Annotated in this window: 12 protein-coding genes; 4 read left to right on the top strand and 8 right to left on the bottom strand. The window is 68.2% G+C overall.

What is annotated here, in order from left to right:
* Positions 1–56 precede the first annotated feature (56 nt).
* Both murJ and ABZ919_RS10195 read right to left on the bottom strand, forming a co-directional pair.
* The gene (gene murJ / locus ABZ919_RS10200; protein ID WP_361245055.1) at positions 57–2,429 is read right to left on the bottom strand and encodes a murein biosynthesis integral membrane protein MurJ; all 2,373 of its coding nucleotides are present in this window, start codon (positions 2,427–2,429) and stop codon (positions 57–59) included.
* Positions 2,430–2,473: 44 nt separating this feature from the next.
* Complete coding sequence (locus ABZ919_RS10195) at positions 2,474–4,855, bottom strand: DUF6049 family protein (RefSeq protein WP_361245052.1); 2,382 nt, start codon at positions 4,853–4,855, stop codon at positions 2,474–2,476.
* A gap of 277 nt (positions 4,856–5,132) precedes the next feature.
* On the opposite strand from ABZ919_RS10195, the gene ABZ919_RS10190 reads away from it, so the two are divergent.
* Positions 5,133–6,575, top strand: coding sequence for a CCA tRNA nucleotidyltransferase (locus ABZ919_RS10190; RefSeq protein ID WP_361245049.1), 1,443 nt, complete (start codon positions 5,133–5,135; stop codon positions 6,573–6,575).
* A 151-nt stretch (positions 6,576–6,726) separates the two neighbouring features.
* On the opposite strand, the gene ABZ919_RS10185 is transcribed toward ABZ919_RS10190, so the two are convergent.
* The 3 genes from ABZ919_RS10185 to ABZ919_RS10175 all read right to left on the bottom strand — a co-directional run bounded on the left by ABZ919_RS10185 (position 6,727) and on the right by ABZ919_RS10175 (position 9,916).
* Positions 6,727–8,010, bottom strand: coding sequence for an MFS transporter (locus tag ABZ919_RS10185; RefSeq protein ID WP_361245046.1), 1,284 nt, complete (start codon positions 8,008–8,010; stop codon positions 6,727–6,729).
* A 103-nt stretch (positions 8,011–8,113) separates the two neighbouring features.
* The gene (locus ABZ919_RS10180) at positions 8,114–9,196 is read right to left on the bottom strand and encodes an inositol-3-phosphate synthase (protein ID WP_361245043.1); all 1,083 of its coding nucleotides are present in this window, start codon (positions 9,194–9,196) and stop codon (positions 8,114–8,116) included.
* A gap of 42 nt (positions 9,197–9,238) precedes the next feature.
* Positions 9,239–9,916: a PadR family transcriptional regulator gene (locus ABZ919_RS10175; RefSeq protein ID WP_361245040.1), complete on the bottom strand. Its 678-nt coding sequence runs from the start codon at positions 9,914–9,916 to the stop codon at positions 9,239–9,241.
* Positions 9,917–10,311: 395 nt separating this feature from the next.
* On the opposite strand from ABZ919_RS10175, the gene ABZ919_RS10170 reads away from it, so the two are divergent.
* Positions 10,312–12,996 carry a transglycosylase domain-containing protein gene (locus ABZ919_RS10170; RefSeq protein ID WP_361245037.1) on the top strand — a complete coding sequence of 895 codons (2,685 nt, stop codon included), beginning with the start codon at positions 10,312–10,314 and terminating at the stop codon, positions 12,994–12,996.
* Positions 12,997–13,126: 130 nt separating this feature from the next.
* Positions 13,127–14,671, top strand: a complete 1,545-nt coding sequence (locus tag ABZ919_RS10165) for a glycosyltransferase 87 family protein (RefSeq protein ID WP_361245034.1) — start codon at positions 13,127–13,129, stop codon at positions 14,669–14,671.
* Positions 14,672–14,752: 81 nt separating this feature from the next.
* Here the strand turns inward: ABZ919_RS10165 and ABZ919_RS10160 are convergent, their stop codons facing one another.
* The 3 genes from ABZ919_RS10160 to ABZ919_RS10150 form a co-directional block, all read right to left on the bottom strand.
* Positions 14,753–15,784 (bottom strand): alanine racemase, encoded by a 1,032-nt coding sequence (locus ABZ919_RS10160; protein ID WP_361245031.1) that lies wholly within the window; start codon positions 15,782–15,784, stop codon positions 14,753–14,755.
* Between the two features lie 84 nt (positions 15,785–15,868).
* Entirely contained in the window at positions 15,869–16,990 is a 1,122-nt protein-coding gene (gene femX, locus ABZ919_RS10155; protein ID WP_361245028.1) for a peptidoglycan bridge formation glycyltransferase FemX, read from the bottom strand.
* Positions 16,991–17,093: 103 nt separating this feature from the next.
* Positions 17,094–17,405, bottom strand: coding sequence for a hypothetical protein (locus tag ABZ919_RS10150; protein WP_361245025.1), 312 nt, complete (start codon positions 17,403–17,405; stop codon positions 17,094–17,096).
* Positions 17,406–17,688: 283 nt separating this feature from the next.
* Between ABZ919_RS10150 and rpsF the strand changes: the two genes are divergently transcribed.
* Positions 17,689–17,979: a 30S ribosomal protein S6 gene (gene rpsF / locus ABZ919_RS10145; protein ID WP_351221260.1), complete on the top strand. Its 291-nt coding sequence runs from the start codon at positions 17,689–17,691 to the stop codon at positions 17,977–17,979.
* Positions 17,980–18,018 lie beyond the last annotated feature (39 nt).

Below are 18,018 nucleotides of genomic sequence, written 5' to 3'. Positions count from 1 at the left end.
TCCGCTGCTATGCACGACACACGACGGCGGACGATGGTTGTGCGCCTACCCCCGCCTCAGCGGCCCAGACGCCCGCGGACCATGCCCACGAGCGAGTTGAGTTCCTCGATGCGCATCCTCCGGGCGGCGACGAAGAAGATGCCGAGAAGAACGGCACCGCCGACGAGCAGCGCGACGAAGGAACCGATGACGCCCTGACCGAGAGTGTGCCCGATGCCGTAGCAGGCCGCGCCGCTGAGCAGGGCCGCCGGCACCGAGGCGATGCACAGGCGCGCGTACGTTCGCAGCACCCGGGCAGCGTCCAGATCACCGCCGAGCCGCTTGCGCAGCCGCCGCCAGGCCACTCCCACACCGATCGCGTAGGCGAGGCCGTACGCGGCCGCCATGCCGGCCACCGCCCAGCGGGCGGGCAGCAGGAAGTAGCAGAGCGCCGAGGCGCCCGCGTTGACGGCGGCGACGATGACGGTGTTGTAGAAGGGCGTGCGGGTGTCTTCGTAGGCGTAGAAGGCGCGCAGGACGACGTACTGCACCGAGTACGGGATCAGGCCGAGGCCGAAGGCCATCAGCATGTAGCCCATGTTGACGGCCGAGCTCGTGCCCGCCGAACCGAAGATCAGCGTGCACATCGGGATGCCGAGCGAGAGGAAGCCGAAGGCGATGGGCACGATGGCGACCGCGGTGGTACGCAGGCCCTGGGAGATGTCGTCGCGCACGGCACCGGCGTCGCCCTCGGCGGCCGACCGCGAGATGCGCGGCAGCAGCGCGGCCATGAGGGACACCGTGATGATCGCCTGGGGCAGACCCCAGATCAGCTGGGCATTGGCGTAGGCGGCGAAGCCGGTGCCCTTGACTCCGGAGCCCTCGCCGGCGGCGGTGGAGAGCTGGGTGACCACCATGGCGCCCGCCTGGTTGGCGAGGACGAACAGGACCGTCCACTTGGCGAGCATCGCGGCCTTGCCCAGTCCGTGCCCACGCCAGTCGAACCGCAGACGGATCCGGAAGCCGGTCTCACGCAGGTAGGGGATCATCGCCAGGGCCTGGACGACCAGGCCGAGCAGCACCCCGACACCGAGCAGGCGCTGGCCCTCCGGCGGGATGCTCGTGACCGTCATGTGGGAGTTGGCGGCGGTGCCGTACACCCAGATGAACGCGCCCAGCGAGATGATGATGACGATGTTGTTCAGCACCGGCGTCCACATCATCGCGCCGAACTTCCCGCGCGCGTTGAGGATCTGACCCATCACCACATGGATGCCCATGAAGAAGATCGAGGGCAGGAAGTAGCGGGTGAAGGTCACCGCGACCTCGTTGGCGGACGGATTGCCGGCGATGGTGGGCGACAGCGCCCGTACCAGGAGCGGCGCGGCGAACATCGCGAGGCCGGTGAGCGTGGCCAGCGCCACCATCACGAGGGTCAGCAGACGGTTGGCGAAGGCCTCGCCACCGTCCTCGTCCTCCTTCATGGACCGCACCAGCTGCGGCACGAAGACCGAGTTCAGGCCGCCACCGACGGTGAGGATGTAGATCATCGTCGGCAGCTGGTAGGCCACCTGGAAGGAGTCGGCGAGGAAGCCGAGGCCCAGGGCGGCGGCGATCAGTGCGGATCGGATGAAACCGGTGAGGCGGGAGACCATCGTGCCCGCCGCCATCACGGCACTGGACTTCAGCAGCCCGCCGGCCTTGCCGCCCTTCTTCGCGGGCGCCGCGGAGGCTGCGGAAGCCGCTGCCACCTCGGGTTCCGCGTCCTTGAACGGACCGCCGGGATCGGGCGCCGCGGCCGGAGCCGGTAGCGGCGGCTGCCCCGGGTTGCCCGGGGCAGCCGGATGGGACGGCTCGGCGTACGGATTGCCCTGCTGAGGGCCCTGCCCGGGCGCAGGGGGGTACGGGGCGGCGGGACCGTACCCGCCGGCGCCCTGAGCGGGACCCGACGGGGAGAAGGCCGGCGGGTCCATGGGCGCGGGCCCACCGCTCTGCTGCTGGTCCTTGAAGAGGTGCGCGAAGGCGTCCGGCTCGTGGCGCTCCTCGCCGGAGTGCGTGACCAGGTCGTCCACGCCCACGAACTGGGTCGTGCGGGGGTCGTCACCGTACGGCAGGTACGGGGTTGCGCCCTCCGGCTCCGGCGCGGGGGTCTGCGCCCACACGCGCGGGTCGGGGGCGTACGGCGACTGGGCGGGCGGTCCGTACAGCGGCTGCTGCTGCTCGTAGCTGCCCGGAGGGGGAGGCGGGTGCGCGGCGCGGTCGTAGAGGGCCTCGGCGACCGGGTCCTGGGCCGCCAGGTCGTGCGCCCGGAAGGGGTCCTGGGTGTAGGCGTCCTGGAGGTACATGTCCGCTGCTTGCTGCGGCGGTACCTGGCCGGGCTCAGGCGGCGTCTCGGGGTAGCCCGAGCCGGCCGCGCCCTGGCCGCGATCACCGTCGTACGGCGCGTTCATGCTTACCCCACCTCATCGTCCCTGGCCCACGGCCACGACATCGCTCAACGGTCCACTCTCTCACCCGTGCCGGACGGGTCGGTGCTTTCCGGTGCGGTGTCCGGAGCAGGGTCACTCGGGTGCTCCGGGGTGTCTGCCCCGGAGGCGCGGTCGGATTCCTCCGGTTTCTCCGGGAGACGGTCTGCGGGGGCGTCGGGGTTCCCGGGCTCGTCCGGAGTGTCCTCCGACGTGCCGGGACCGCCGTCCTCCGGCTGGCCGGCCGCGGCGCGTTTGCGCTGGGTGTACATGCGGAAGCCGGCGAGGACGAGGAGGAGCACACCGCCGCCGATGACCAGCATCACGGTGGGCGTGATCTCGGTCACCTTCACGTCGAAGCTGACGGGGTCGCCGTACCTCTGGCCGTCCTCGGTGTACAGCTGGGCGATCACCGAGACGCGGCCGTTGGCGTTCGCGGAGGTGGTGAACTTCACGGACTGGCTGTGCCCGCCGGAGATCTCGACCGGCTGCTCGGAGTAGGCCTTGCCGCCGATCTTCAGGCGGGTCGGCATGGTCGAGGTGAGGCGCAGGACCAGATGGCCGACTGGCTGGACCAGGTTGTTCTGGACGGTGACCGGGATGGTGGCGCTGCGGCCGGAGAGCTTGGTCTCCGACTTGTCGATCAGCTTGACCTGATCGGCCAGATCGTCGAGCCATCGCTCCACGCCGTTCCGGTAGCTCTCCGCCCCCGTGTTCCTGCCCTGCCACGACGTGGACATCTCGCGGTTTATGGCCCGCCCGAACGGCGTGACGACGCGGGACTGGTCGGAGAGGATCACCTGGAAGCCGGCGAGCTTGTCCTGCGTACGTGCGATCTGCTCGAAGGCCGCCCGCGGCAGCTCCTGCGAACGCAGCGAAGAGGGATACGCGGAGCCCGACGGGATACGCGTGGTGGCGTTCGGGTCCGGCTTGTCCTTGGCCGCCGCGCCGAGGTCCTGGGACTCCGACCAGTTTCCGTCCTGGAGGGCCTTCAGTGCCGCGGCCATCGCCTGTGCCTGGGTTCCCGTGGGCATGCGCTGCGGGGCGACGACGATGCTGCGCTGCTTGTCGGTCTGTGCGTTCACCTCGAGGCTCTGCGCCAGAAACCGCTGCACGGCGAGCGTGGCCGGGCCGGCCTTCGTCAGGTCGCCCTGGAAGGCCGTGGACAGCCGGGCGTCCGCAACCACCGCCGTGGTGCCCCCGCCGACCGGACGGGCGGCGGAGGGCGTGTACGGCAGTCCGGCGGTCTCCTGGAGGCTGTCGCTGCGGGCGATCACCCGGTCGGCTCCGGCAGAGGTCGCGACCTTCATGATCGCCGGATCCACGGCACCCTCCACCGGCCAGGCGAAGTCGGTGCTGGGTGTGACGTGGAGCACGGTCTTGACGGTGATGGCGGCGACGTCGGTGGCGTCCTTCAGGTGGCTGAGCGAGCCGGTCACGCTGGTGCCGTTGTGCGCGAGGGACGCTAGGTCCGGATCGGCAAAGGGCAGCGCGACGACCTCCTTGCCCGCCACCGCGTTCTGCAGTCTCGCCAGCCACTGCTTGGCGATCGTCTGGTGCTCCTTCGGAGCGGGCGTGGTGGTGCCCCCGTCGCCGGGCAGCCGGTAGTTGCCGGTCGCCATCGCGTCCACCGAGGCCAGCAGGTCCGGGTCGATCACCCAGGTGACGTCGAGGTCCTTGCCCAGGTCCACCATCTGGTCCAGCCGGCCGCCTGGCTGGAGCTCCTTGGCCAGGGCGTCGTCGAGGAACACCGGCGTCTGGAGCTCACCGGCCCCCGTTTTGGCCGTCATGTGGACCGTGGAGATCAGCGGCCACAGGTACGTCGTCTTCGTCTTGGTGCCGGCTTCCGACGGCTGCCACGGCAGGAACGTCCGCCGGATGCCGAGCACCTGGTCCCAGGGCTGGGCAGCGGTCTCACCGGAAAGGGAGACACCGAACTGGTAGACGCCGTCGTCGCCGAGATCCAGCTTGTTCACCGGAACGGAGATGCTGAAGTGCTCGGCGACCCCTGGGGTCAGCTTGGCGAACTTCTCCACGTACTTGCCGCCGACCTCGGAGCCGGTGGTGCCCTGCAGGTCGTCGGAGTGCTGGGCGATGGAGTCGATCGCCGAGCGGGTGTCCAGCAGGGGGCCGACCCGCAGGCCCACATGGGCGCCGGTGACGACCTGCTTGCCGTTGTTGGTCACCGTGCCCGACACGGTCAGTGTGTCCCCGTCCGTGGGGGCGCTGGGGGTAAGTGAGTCCAGGGAGACGGACACCGTGTCCGAGGAGGCGGCCTGAGCGGGCGTCGCAGCGGGCAGCTGGAGCAGCCCGGCCAGCAGAGGCGCACCGGCGAGCAGCGCGCCGGCGCGTCGCAGCCACCGACGCGCGGGTGAGGCACTGGTCCCCTGGAAGTCAGCCGCCTCGGCCACGCGCTCGCCCGTCCCTCGTCGTCGTCAGTGGTCGTCGGAATGTGCGTCCACGCATGGTAACGATGCGCGCGGAGCGGAAGTGCCGCGGTCTCCTCCCCAAGATCGGGGAACACCGGCGGGCCGTCCTCTATATCCAGTATCGAGGGGAGAGCTTCCGTACGCCTTGAGGGCAGTGCTTGCGACGGGTATGCAGGGAGCTGTCCAGGCCCTGCCGGCGGGGAGTGCCCCGCTCAAATGGAGGCGCCCCTGGTCGCCGGGGCACGTACCCTCTTCTGTTGTGCCGAACCCCAACGAAGACACTCCCTCCGCCCTGAGTCAGGCGCAGCAGCGCGCGGTCGCCGAGCTGCTGCGGGTGGCCCCTGTCGCCGACGATCTCGCTCGCCGATTCCAGGAAGCCGGGTTCTCCCTTGCCCTGGTCGGCGGGTCGGTGCGCGACGCGCTGCTCGGCCGGCTCGGCAACGACTTGGACTTTACGACGGACGCCCGACCCGAGGACGTATTGAAGATCGTGCGTCCCTGGGCGGACGCCGTCTGGGAGGTCGGCATCGCCTTCGGCACCGTCGGAGCGAACAAGGGCGGCTACCAGATCGAGATCACCACCTACCGGTCGGAGGCCTACGACCGCACCTCGCGCAAGCCTGAGGTGTCGTACGGCGACTCCATCGAGGAGGATCTGGTCCGCCGGGACTTCACGGTCAACGCGATGGCCGTGGCACTGCCGGAGAAGGACTTCATCGACCCGCACGGAGGCCTGGAGGATCTCGCGGCACGCGTGCTGCGGACGCCTGGTACGCCCGAGGAGTCGTTCTCGGACGATCCGCTCCGGATGATGCGGGCCGCCCGGTTCGCCGCCCAGCTGGACTTCGTGGTCGCCCCCGAGGTCGTCACCGCGATGACGGAGATGGCCGGACGCCTCGAGATCGTCTCGGCCGAGCGGGTCCGGGACGAGCTGAACAAGCTGATCCTCTCCACGCACCCGCGCGAGGGGCTGGCTCTGCTCGTCGACACCGGGCTTGCCGCCCATGTGCTGCCCGAGCTGCCGGCACTGCGTCTCGAGCGGGACGAGCACCACCGGCACAAGGACGTCTACGAGCACACGCTGATCGTTCTGGAGCAGGCGATCGCTCTGGAGCAGGAGGGGCCCGATCTCACTCTCCGGCTGGCCGCGCTGCTGCACGACATCGGCAAGCCGCGCACGCGCCGCTTCGAAAAGGACGGCCGGGTCTCGTTCCACCACCACGAGGTGGTCGGCGCCAAGATGACCAAGAAGCGCATGACCGCCCTGAAGTACTCCAACGAGCTGGTGAAGGACGTCTCACGGCTGGTGGAACTTCACCTGCGCTTCCACGGCTATGGCACCGGAGAGTGGACGGACTCCGCCGTGCGCCGCTATGTCCGTGACGCCGGCCCGCTGCTGGATCGCCTGCACAAGCTGACCCGCTCGGACTGCACCACCCGCAACAAGCGCAAGGCGGCCGCTCTGTCCCGGGCCTACGACGGCCTCGAGGAGCGCATCGCCCAGCTGCAGGAGCAGGAGGAGCTGGACGCCATCCGGCCGGATCTCGACGGCAACCAGATCATGGAGATCCTGGGGGTCGGCCCTGGCCCCGTCGTCGGCAAGGCGTACAAGCACATGCTGGAGTTGCGTCTCGAGCACGGCCCGATGGAGCACGACGCGGCGGTGACGGCTCTCAAGGACTGGTGGGCCGGGCAGGCCTGATCTCTGCTGGGCCGGATCCACGATGTTTCACGTGAAACACCCGCCCGGTCCGAGGATGCTCGAGGGGCGATGTTTCACGTGAAACATCGCCCCTCGCTGTTTCCCGCTCCGAAAGTCCGCCGCCGGCAAGCGCATGCAGAATGCGGGTGAGTCAGACGTTGACCGGTGCTTCCCCGTCTCGCTGAGTGTTCAGATAGACGAGAGTCATCATCGCGTAGGCCACGGAAACGGCGCTGACCAAGAACGCCGAGCGGCCGTCCGGGGGAAGCACCAGGGCTGCCACTCCGGCCGCGCCGACGAAGGCCACGTTGAAGAGCACGTCGTACACGGAGAAGATCCGGCCGCGGAAGCTGTCGTCGACGGAGGCCTGGACGATGGTGTCCGTGGCGATCTTGGCGCCCTGGGTGATGAGCCCCAGGACGAAGGTCGCGACCAGGAGGGGCCCGGTGGTGAACGAGAGTCCGAGGACGGGCTCCAGTATGGCGGCGGTGCCGGAGCACACCGCGATCCAGCGTCCGGGACCGAGACGTCCCGCGGCCCACGGTGTCACCACGGCCGCCGCGAAGAACCCCGCACCCGACAGTGTCAGCGCGAGTCCGAGCAACCGGAGCCCGGCCTCGGGACCGGCGGACAGGGCGTAGCGGCACAGCATCAGCAGAAGGACGAGGAGTGCGCCGTAGCAGAAGCGCAGCAGCGTCATCGCGGCCAGCGCCCAGGCGGCTTCCCTGCGCGAGGGTGCGGCCAGATGACGGACGGCCGCCATGAGCTCGCGTGCCGTTATGGCGAGGGCGGTGGTCATGTGCGGGCGTTCGGGACGTCGGTCGGGGCCGAGGAGTGCGGGCGGCATGGTCAGGGACGTGAGGCCGGCACACAGATAGAAGAAGGCACCGAGGAGTATCACCGCCGCGTCGGGTCCCGACGCCACGAGCCGTACGACGAAGGCGAGGCCGCCACCGGCGGTCGCGGCGAGCGTTCCGGCCGTCGGGGACAGGGAGTTGGCGAGCACCAGACGCTCGGCGTCCACCACGCGGGGCAGGGACGCGGACAGTCCGGCGAGGATGAAGCGGTTGACGGCCGTGACGCACAGCGCCGAGACGTAGAAGAGCCAGTCCGGGACCTGGCTGACCATCAGCACGGCGGTGACCGCGGCCAGCAGGGCGCGCAGGAGATTGCCGTGGACGAACACCTGCCGGCGCTGCCACCGGTCCAGCAGGACGCCCGCGAACGGGCCGACCAGGGAATAGGGGAGCAGCAGGACCGCCATGGCCGAGGCGATGGCGGTGGCCGAGGTCTGCTTCTCCGGGGAGAAGACGACGTACGCGGCGAGCGCTACCTGGTAGACGCCGTCGGCGCCCTGGGACAGGAGGCGGATGCACAGCAGGCGGCGGAAGTACCGCAGGCGCAGCAGGACGCGCAGGTCACGGACGACAGGCATGGGGCACAGCCTCACACAGCGGAAGGTCCCCGGGTCAGGGAACCCGGGGACCTTCACAGCCCTGGCAGGAGCGTTCTGAAGCGGGCGATCGCCTTCGAGCGCCTTAGCGCTCGACCTCGCCGCGGATGAACTTCTCGACGTTCTCGCGGGCCTCGTCGTCGAAGTACTGGACCGGCGGGGACTTCATGAAGTACGAGGACGCGGAGAGGATCGGGCCGCCGATGCCGCGGTCCTTGGCGATCTTCGCGGCGCGCAGGGCGTCGATGATGACGCCCGCGGAGTTCGGGGAGTCCCAGACCTCGAGCTTGTACTCCAGGTTCAGCGGAACGTCACCGAAGGCACGGCCCTCGAGGCGGACGTAGGCCCACTTGCGGTCGTCGAGCCAGGCCACGTAGTCGGACGGGCCGATGTGGACGTTCTTCTCGCCGAGGTCCCGGTCGGGGATCTGGGAGGTGACGGCCTGCGTCTTGGAGATCTTCTTGGACTCCAGGCGCTCGCGCTCGAGCATGTTCTTGAAGTCCATGTTGCCGCCGACGTTCAGCTGCATCGTGCGGTCGAGGATGACCCCGCGGTCCTCGAACAGCTTCGCCATGACGCGGTGCGTGATGGTGGCGCCGACCTGGGACTTGATGTCGTCACCGACGATCGGCACACCGGCCTCGGTGAACTTGTCCGCCCACTCCTTGGTGCCGGCGATGAAGACCGGGAGGGCGTTGACGAAGGCGACCTTGGCGTCGATGGCGCACTGCGCGTAGAACTTCGCGGCGTCCTCGGAACCGACGGGCAGGTAGCAGACCAGGACGTCGACCTGCTTGTCCTTCAGGACCTGGACGACGTCGACCGGCTCGGCCTCGGACTCCTCGATGGTCTGGCGGTAGTACTTGCCGAGTCCGTCGAGGGTGTGACCGCGCTGGACGGTGACACCGGTGGAGGGCACGTCGCAGATCTTGATGGTGTTGTTCTCGGAGGCGCCGATGGCGTCCGCGAGGTCCAGGCCGACCTTCTTCGCGTCGACGTCGAAGGCGGCGACGAACTCCACGTCGCGCACGTGGTAGTCACCGAACTGCACGTGCATCAGGCCGGGGACCTTGGACGCCGGGTCGGCGTCCTTGTAGTACTCGACTCCCTGCACCAGCGACGCGGCGCAGTTGCCCACGCCGACGACGGCTACGCGAACCGAACCCATTCCGGTTGCTCCCTGTGTGTACGAGTGAGGCCCTGGTGGGTCTCACGTGGCGGTGTCGTCGGGCGTATCCGTGCGGGGGGTGTCCCCGCGACGGGGCAGGCCGCCCGTCGATCCAGTGGTGGTGTCCTGCTGAGCGGACTCCCCGGATGCGGAACCTTTCAGATCCCGCCCGGCCCGCTCGCTCTCGATGAGCTCGTTCAGCCAGCGCACTTCGCGCTCCACGGACTCCATCCCGTGGCGCTGGAGCTCAAGTGTGTAGTCGTCGAGGCGCTCCCGCGTCCGCGTCAGCGAGGCGCGCATCTTCTCCAGGCGCTCCTCGAGACGGCTGCGCCGGCCCTCCAGCACGCGCATGCGCACATCACGCGACGTCTGCCCGAAGAAGGCGAAGCGCGCAGCGAAATGCTCGTCCTCGTACGCGTCGGGGCCGGTCTGCGAGAGCAGCTGCTCGAAGTGCTCCTTGCCTTCTGCCGTCAATCGGTACACGATCTTCGCTCGGCGTCCGGCGAGAGGAGCGGTGTCCTCGTGGGCGCTGCCCGTCTCCTCGATCAACCAGCCGTTGGCGACCAGCGTCTTGAGACAGGGATACAGAGTTCCGTAGCTGAACGCCCGGAACACACCCAAGGACGTGTTGAGTCGTTTGCGCAGCTCATAGCCGTGCATCGGGGACTCGCGCAGCAGGCCGAGTACGGCGAACTCGAGGATGCCGGAACGCCGGCTCATCGTCGCCTCCTCTCGGCCTCATGATCGTTCACGCGGGTCTCGCGGTACCTCTCAGCGTCTTTATCTCGCGCTGATGTATCGACTCGATACATCAAGACGATAGAACGGCCGTCCGCAGGCGACAAGAGGGACGGCGGTGAACGGGGTCACATCACTGATTGGTACGGGGCAAGTTGCCTGTTTTGAGGTGAACTTCTACTCTCGGCAGGTTTTGGCGGTGCGTAGTCTGTGCGGCATGCAGACCACCGGGAACCAAGTGACGCCTGGGGAGCGTCGTTGTCCCCGGTGCAGTACGGGTGAATGCAGAAGCGACCGCATCCGTACTTCGGGGGGACCGGAAACCAGCCGCCGTTCCAGGCGCGCACGGGTGCGCCTGCCCGAGGAGTAGTCGTTCGATGAGCGAGCACCGTCGCAAACCGCCGCAGCCGCAGGGAGGCGGACGTGCCGCGGCCCGACGCGGTCAGCCCGGCTCGTCCTCCGGTCGCCGTGCGGCACCGCGAGGCGCCACCGGGTCTACATCCGACTCGTACGAAGATGGACCTTATGGGCCGGGAGGCAATGCATCGCCGTACAGTGGCCGCGCCGAGGCGCGGCGCGCCGCTCAGAGAGGAGGCCGCCGCAGAGCGGCCGAGCCCGTCGGCCGTGGTGGTCGACGCGGTCCTGGCGGCGGTACGGGCCGTGCGGCTCCCCCTTCCGGGAAACGGATCATCGACTATCCGCGTGCCGACAGGTACGGCTGGCGCCGATGGATGCCGTCCTGGAGGCTCGTCACCGGACTCTGCATCGCGTTCGTCGGAAGCCTCGTGGCAGTGGCGGGCATCGCGTACGCGATGGTGAGCGTTCCCGACGAGGCCGCGGTCGCCAAGGCGCAGAACAACGTCTTCTACTGGTCCGACGGCTCCGTCATGGTCGCGACCGGCGGTGAGGTCAACCGCCAGAACATGAACTACGCCAGCATCCCCAAGGAGATGCGCTACGCGGTCATCTCGCAGGAGAACAAGACCTTCGAGACGGACAGCGGCATCGACCCGAAGGGCATCGCGCGTGCCGTCCTGAACATGGCCCGCGGTGGTCAGACACAGGGTGGTTCGACCATCACCCAGCAGTACGTCAAGAACGCGATGCTGAACGACCAGGCGCAGACGTTGTCCCGGAAGGTCAAAGAGATCTTCGTCTCGATCAAGGTGGGAGCCCAGGTCCCCAAGGACAAGATCATGGAGGGCTACCTCAACACGACCTACTTCGGCCGCGGGGCCTACGGGCTCCAGGCCGCATCCCGGGCTTACTTCAACAAGGACGCGACGAAGCTGGACCCGGGTGAGTGCGCCTTCCTCGCGGCGATGGTCAAGGGCGCCACCTACTACGACCCGGCGGGCGCTACTTCCCTCGATCCCTCGGCGACTCCGGAGGCCAACAGGCAGCGGGCCCTGGCGCAGATGCAGGACACTCTCGACAAGATGGTCAAGTACGGCCATCTGAGCGCTGCGGAGCGCGCCAAGTACACGACCCTTCCCAAGATCCAGAATCCCCGGTCGAACGGCCAGCTGGGGGGCCAGATCGGCTATCTCGTCGACCTCGCCAAGGCGTACCTGGTCAACAACCCTGCCTCGCACGTCACCGCGGACGATCTGCAGAAGGGCGGCTACCAGATCTACACGACCTTCGACAAGAAGAAGGTCAACGCGCTCGAGGCCGCGGTGAAGAACGTCCAGAAGGCCAACATCAAGCCCAAGCAGCGGCCCAAGACGGACACCTACGTCCAGTTCGGCGGGGCTTCCGTGGACCCGACCTCGGGTGCCATCAAGGCCATTTACGGGGGTGAGGACGCCACGAAGCACTTCACCGACAACGCCGACTCGACCGGCGCCCAGGTGGGTTCGACATTCAAGCCGTTCGTGCTGGCGGCGGCCATGCAGTGGGGCGTGCGCGACCCGAACGGTCCGGAGTCACAGCCCCAGGACGCCCGCACGGTCGCCTCCCCCAAGAGCCTGTACAGCGGCAAGAACAAGCTCAAGATCAAGGAATACAACGGGAAGGTCTGGACCGACAAGGACGGCAACGAGTGGCTGCAGACCAACGACGGCGGTGAGTCCGTCGGACATGCGCCGGACTACAAGATCGACCTTCGCGAGGCGATGCAGTACTCGGTCAACTCCGCCTATGTCCAGCTCGGCATGGACGTGGGGCTGGACAAGGTCAAGGAGAGTGCCATGGACGCCGGCATTCTCAAGGGGAGCCTCGCCAGCGCCAATTACCCGTCCTTCTCGATCGGTACGTCCGATCCCAGTGCCATCCGCATGGCCTCCGCCTACTCCACGTTCGCGGCAAGGGGGCAGCAGCGGGATCCCTACTCCGTCGTCAAGGTGAGTGACAAGGACGGCGTGATCTTCAGGCACCAGGACAAGTCCACCGAGGCTTTCACCACGAAGGTCGCCGACAACGTGACCGATGTGCTCAAAACCGTGGTGGACAAGGGCACCGGCACCAAAGCCCAGCTCCCCGGCCGCGACGTCGCCGGTAAGACGGGTACCACGGACGGCAACAAGTCCGCGTGGTTCGTCGGCTACACCCCGCAGCTGTCGACGGCGATCAGCATGTTCCGGCTGGACGACAACGCGAAGAACAAGAACCGGACGTTCCTGGAGATGTACGGAACCGGCGGCCAGGAGAAGATCCACGGTGCGTCGTTCCCGGCTGAGATCTGGCACGACTACATGGCTCAGGCGCTGCAGAACGAGCCGGCGATGAGTTTCCCGACTCCGGAGCCCATCGGCACGGTGCTCAACGCCGAACCGAGTCCTACACCGACTCCCTCGGCCACTCAGAGCCCGACGGCGAGTCCGTCGCCGAGCCCGTCGCCCAGCAACACCTCGCCGTCCCCGTCCCCGTCATCGAGCGACACCTGCCAGTGGAGCTGGGGCAATAACTGCAACGGCAATGGCAACGGCATCGGTGGCACGGACACGGGCGGTACCACCGGAGGCACCGATCCGACGCCCACGGTCACGGACACGACCGGTCCAGGCGGTAACACCCGGGGCAACGGAAACGGCACCATCTTCGGAGGTCCGAACGGCTAGCCACAGAACCTGACCGGTTGGCGGCCATTTCGCCGGCTGCGGGTGTTTCACGTGAAACATGGGCCGCCGCACCCCACCAGGTGTGGCGGCCCTCGGCGTTTTCCTAGACAGGTACGGCAGGATGTGCCCCATGCCCAGTGCAGAGATGACGCCCGCGAGCATGCACGAGCCCGAGCCCGTGCGGCCCGCCACGGCAGAACCGGTGCGCCCCACCGACGAGGACGAGATCGCCCGGGCCGGCAGTGAGCTGATCGGCGGTCCCCTGGGGAGGCGGGCCCTGCTCGGGACCTCCTGGTGGACCCCCGTACGGGTTGTCGCGCTCGTGGCCATCGGCATGTTCGCCCTCGGCCTGGTCCAGAAGGCGCCCTGCTACCACAGCGCCTGGTTCTTCGGCGCGAGTAGCCAGTACACGAAGGCCTGCTACTCGGACATCCCGCACCTCTACCAGGGCCGTGGATTCGCCGACCATCTCGTGCCGTACTTCGACAGGCTCCCGGACGACATGTCCGGGGGCATGGGGTACCTCGAATATCCGGTACTGACCGGTGTCTTCATGGAGGTGGCTTCCTGGCTGACCCCGCACAGCGGCACCATCCAGCACCAGGAGCAGTGGTACTGGTTCGTCAACGCCGGAATGCTGATGGTGTGCACGGCCGTCATCGCCGTCTGTGTGGCCCGTACGCACCGCCGGCGGCCCTGGGACGGCCTGCTGGTCGCCCTGGCGCCCGCCTTCGTGCTCACCGCGACGATCAACTGGGACCTGCTGGCGGTGGCGCTCACCGCCGCCGCGATGCTGATGTGGTCCCGGAGCCGTCCCGTCGCGTTCGGTGTCCTCCTGGGCCTCGCCACGGCCGCCAAGCTCTACCCCGTGTTCCTGCTCGTCCCTCTGCTCGTGCTCTGCTGGCGGGCCGGCAAGTGGCGCGAGTACGCCCAGGCCGTGGCCGGCGCCGTGGTCGCCTGGCTCGTGGTGAACGTGCCGGTGATGCTCTTCGCCTTTCCGGGCTGGTCGAAGTTCTACACGTTCAGTCAGGAACGGGGCATCGACTTCGGCTCGTTCTGGCTGATCTGGGTACAGAACTCCACCAGTCCGCCCACCACCGGCTTCGTGAACACCGCGGCCACGGTGCTGGTGGTGCTGTGCTTCCTCGGCATCGCCGTGCTCGCGTTCACCGCGCCGCGCCGGCCGCGCTTCGCCCAGCTGGCCTTCCTGCTGGTGGCGGTCTTCATCGTCACCAACAAGGTCTACTCCCCGCAGTACGTCCTGTGGCTGGTGCCGCTGGCCGTGCTCGCCAGGCCCAAGTGGCGCGACTTCCTGATCTGGCAGGCGGGCGAGGTGGCGTACTTCCTGGGCATCTGGATGTACCTCGCCTACACGACCAGCGGTGACGCCCACAAGGGGCTGCCGACGCACGGCTATCAATGGACGATCGTGCTGCACCTGGTAGGAACGTTGTACCTGTGCGCGGTCGTCGTACGGGACATCCTGATGCCGGACCGGGACGTGGTGCGACGGTCGGGCGACGACGACCCCTCGGGCGGGGTGCTCGACGGCGCGCCGGACGTCTTCGTGCTCGGCGCGGCGGCGCATCCGCCGCGGCACGCCGCTCACTTCGAGGGGCCTCAGGTGGACTGGGGCAGGCCGGTCCCCCCGGCCCCGGAGGATCGTTCGCTCTGAGCGAACGCACCGTCGGGCGGCCATGAAGGAAGGCCGTACACGCGCGACGCGTGTACGGCCTTCACACTGTCCTGAGGGGGCTCAGCGGTCCACGAGCCGGTCGAACTGCGTGGTGGTGTGTCGCAGATGGGCCACCAGCTCGTCGCCGACCTTCGGCTCCGGGGCGTCCGACGGGACGAACAGGATCGACACCTGCATGTGCGGCGGTTCGGCGAACCAGCGCTGCTTGCCGCCCCAGACGAACGGGGAAAGGTTCCGGTTGACCGTGGCGAGGCCGGCCCGTGCGACGCCCTTGGCGCGCGGCATGACGCCGTGCAGGGCCTTCGGGGCCTCCAGGCCCACCCCGTGCGACGTGCCGCCCGCCACGACCACCAGGTAGCCGTCGGAAGCCGCCTTCTGCTGCCGGTAGCCGAACCGGTCGCCCTTGGCCACGCGCGTGACGTCCAGGACGGCACCGCGGTACTCGGTGGCCTCGTGGTCCCCCAGCCACAGCCTGGTGCCGATACGGGCGCGGAACCGGGTCTGCGGGAACTGCTGCTGCAGCCGGGCCAGTTCGTCCGCCTTGAGGTGGCTGACGAACATCGTGTGCAGCGGCAGCCGGGCCGCACGCAGCCGGTCCATCCAGCCGATGACCTCCTCGACGGCGTCCGAGCTGTCGGTGCGGTCCAGCGGCAGATGGATGGCGAAGCCTTCCAGCCGGACGTTCTCTATGGCCTGGTGCAGCTGGGGCAGATCCTGCTCGCTGATGCCGTGGCGTTTCATCGAGGACATCACCTCGATGACGACGCGCGCGCCGACGAGGCCGTACACGCCGTCTATCGACGACACCGAGCGCACCACGCGGTCCGGCAGCGGCACGGGCTCCTCACCGCGCCGGTACGGCGTCAGCACCAGCAGGTCACCGCCGAAGAAGTCCTTGATGCGCGCGGCCTCGTACGTCGTGCCGACGGCGAGCAGGTCCGCGCCCAGCCGGGTGGCCTCCTCGGCCAGCCGCTCGTGCCCGAAGCCGTAGCCGTTGCCCTTGCAGACCGGGACGAGACCCGGGAACTGCTCGTGCACGTGCTTGTGGTGCGCCCGCCAGCGCGCGGTGTCGACGTAGAGCGTGAGCGCCATGGCCGGACCCGGAACCTTTCTTCGTGGCTGCGGTGGAGCAGAGGGGTGAACGCTGTGAAGCCTATGGAATCAAACGCCCGCGGCTCACCGACGCGACATGTAGATGTCGAGCGCCTTGTGGAGCAGCTTGTTCAGCGGGAAGTCCCACTCGCCGAGGTACTCGGCGGCCTGGCCGCCGGTGCCGACCTTGAACTGGATCAGGCCGAACAGGTGGTCCGTCTCGTCCAGCGAGTCGGAGATGCCGCGCAGGTCGTAGACGGTGGCGCCCATCGCGTAGGCGTCGCGCAGCATCCGCCACTGCATCGCGTTCGAGGGCCGGACCTCACGGCCGATGTTGTCGGAGGCGCCGTAGGAGTACCAGACGTGTCCGCCGACGATCAGCATCGTCGCCGCGGACAGGTTCACACCGTTGTGGCGTGCGAAGTACAGCCGCATCCGGTTCGGGTCCTCGGTGTTGAGGGCCGTCCACATGCGCTGGAAGTACGACAGCGGGCGGGGCCGGAAGTGATCGCGCACAGCGGTGATCTCGTACAGCCGCTGCCACTCGGCCAGGTCCTGGTAGCCGCCCTGGACCACCTCGACGCCGGCCTTCTCGGCCTTCTTGATGTTGCGGCGCCACAGCTGGTTGAAGTTCTTGTGGACCTCTTCCAGAGAGCGGTTGGCCAGCGGCACCTGGAAGACATAGCGCGGCTGCACGTCACCGAAGCCGGCACCGCCGTCCTCGCCCTGCTGCCAGCCCATACGGCGCAGCTTGTCGGCCACCTCGAAGGCGCGCGGCTCGATGAAGTCGGCCTCCATGTCGCGCAGACGCTTGACGTCCTGGTCCTGGATGCCCTTCTTGATGGTCTCGGCGCTCCAGCGCCGGATGATCACCGGCGGGCCCATCTTCACGGAGAAGGCGCCCTGCTGCTTCAGGTGCGCCAGCATCGGCTGGATCCAGTCGTCCAGGTTCGGTGCGAACCAGTTGATGACCGGACCTTCGGGGAGATAGGCGAGGTAGCGCTTGATCTTGGGGAGCTGGCGGTACAGAACCAGGCCCGCACCGACCATCTCGCCCGTGCGCTCGTCGAACCAGCCGAGGTTCTCCGAACGCCACTCCGCCTTCACATCAGCCCAGGCCGGAACCTGCATGTGGCTCGCCGCCGGCAGGCTCTGGATGTAGGCCAGATGTTGCTCGCGGCTGATGGTCCTCAGGGTCAGGCTCATGTCGGGGCGCTCCTCGGGCTGGTGTGTCCCCATGGGTTCAGGGGCTCCGGCTCTCGCGCCGAAGCCTACTGCGCCGCGCCAGCGCCCCGACCGGGCGTACGGATTAGAAGAGGCCGCCGAACAATCCGCCGTTCGCCATGCTGATGAGGAAACCGACGCCGGAGGCGCCCATACCCAGTACCAGCGCGAAGCGCTCGCGCGTGGTCACCGAGATCCACTGCCCGTACGCCCCGCCGACGATGCCGACCAGGCCCGCCCAGGACGACAGCAGGTGCAGACCGGGGAAGAACGAGGTGATGAAGGCCAGCACGCCCAGGACCAGCGTGGCCACCGCCAGGGTGTCCTGGAGCGGATGGGGCTTGCCGTCCGTGGCGAAGAGGGATCCGGCGGTATTGGGCTGCAATGCCTGTGCCATAGGGCACCTCCTGCGGAAGGCGGCGCATCGTAGCGCCGTACACACCCGACGTGTACAGATTGACGGCCTTCAGGGCCGGATTTCAACCGGAAGCGGGTGTGCGGGTAGTCTGTAGCGTCTGCACTGGTGTCTGCCCAGGCCTGCTCAGCTCACACTGCCAGGCGCACTGCGGGATCTCTCGAGGACCCGATTGTCAGTGGCGGCCGATACCGTTGCGTACGCATCACGACCCTCCTGCCACGGAACGACCGTGGCCGCTGAGTCCAAAGGAGGTGGGTTCCACATGCGTCACTACGAGGTGATGGTCATCCTCGACCCCGATCTCGAGGAGCGTGCTGTCTCCCCGCTGATCGAGAACTTCCTGTCCGTCGTCCGTGACGGCGGCGGCAAGGTTGAGAAGGTCGACACCTGGGGCCGTCGTCGTCTCGCCTACGAGATCAAGAAGAAGCCCGAGGGCATCTACTCGGTCATCGACCTGCAGGCCGAGCCTGTGGTCGTCAAGGAGCTCGACCGCCAGATGAACCTGAACGAGTCGGTCCTCCGGACCAAGGTCCTCCGTCCCGAGACTCACTGAGCCCTTCCGCTCAGCTGATCTCGGGATTCGAGTAGCAAG

The organism is Streptomyces sp. NPDC046759 (assembly GCF_040645475.1).
In the GTDB taxonomy this organism is placed as follows: Bacteria; Actinomycetota; Actinomycetes; order Streptomycetales; family Streptomycetaceae; genus Streptomyces.
Note: the sequence above shows the minus strand (reverse complement) of the source record. Positions and strands in the feature narration are given on the sequence as shown.

Bases quoted from the DNA above. Each gene is read 5' to 3' on its own strand.
- murJ (WP_361245055.1), bottom strand. From the start codon at position 2,429: ATGAACGCGCCGTACGACGGTGATCGCGGCCAGGGCGCGGCCGGCTCG.
- ABZ919_RS10185 (WP_361245046.1), bottom strand. From the start codon at position 8,010: ATGCCTGTCGTCCGTGACCTGCGCGTCCTGCTGCGCCTGCGGTACTTC.
- ABZ919_RS10180 (WP_361245043.1), bottom strand. From the start codon at position 9,196: ATGGGTTCGGTTCGCGTAGCCGTCGTCGGCGTGGGCAACTGCGCCGCG.
- ABZ919_RS10175 (WP_361245040.1), bottom strand. From the start codon at position 9,916: ATGAGCCGGCGTTCCGGCATCCTCGAGTTCGCCGTACTCGGCCTGCTG.
- ABZ919_RS10170 (WP_361245037.1), top strand. From the start codon at position 10,312: ATGAGCGAGCACCGTCGCAAACCGCCGCAGCCGCAGGGAGGCGGACGT.
- ABZ919_RS10165 (WP_361245034.1), top strand. From the start codon at position 13,127: ATGCCCAGTGCAGAGATGACGCCCGCGAGCATGCACGAGCCCGAGCCC.
- ABZ919_RS10160 (WP_361245031.1), bottom strand. From the start codon at position 15,784: ATGGCGCTCACGCTCTACGTCGACACCGCGCGCTGGCGGGCGCACCAC.
- femX (WP_361245028.1), bottom strand. From the start codon at position 16,990: ATGAGCCTGACCCTGAGGACCATCAGCCGCGAGCAACATCTGGCCTAC.
- ABZ919_RS10150 (WP_361245025.1), bottom strand. From the start codon at position 17,405: ATGGCACAGGCATTGCAGCCCAATACCGCCGGATCCCTCTTCGCCACG.
- rpsF (WP_351221260.1), top strand. From the start codon at position 17,689: ATGCGTCACTACGAGGTGATGGTCATCCTCGACCCCGATCTCGAGGAG.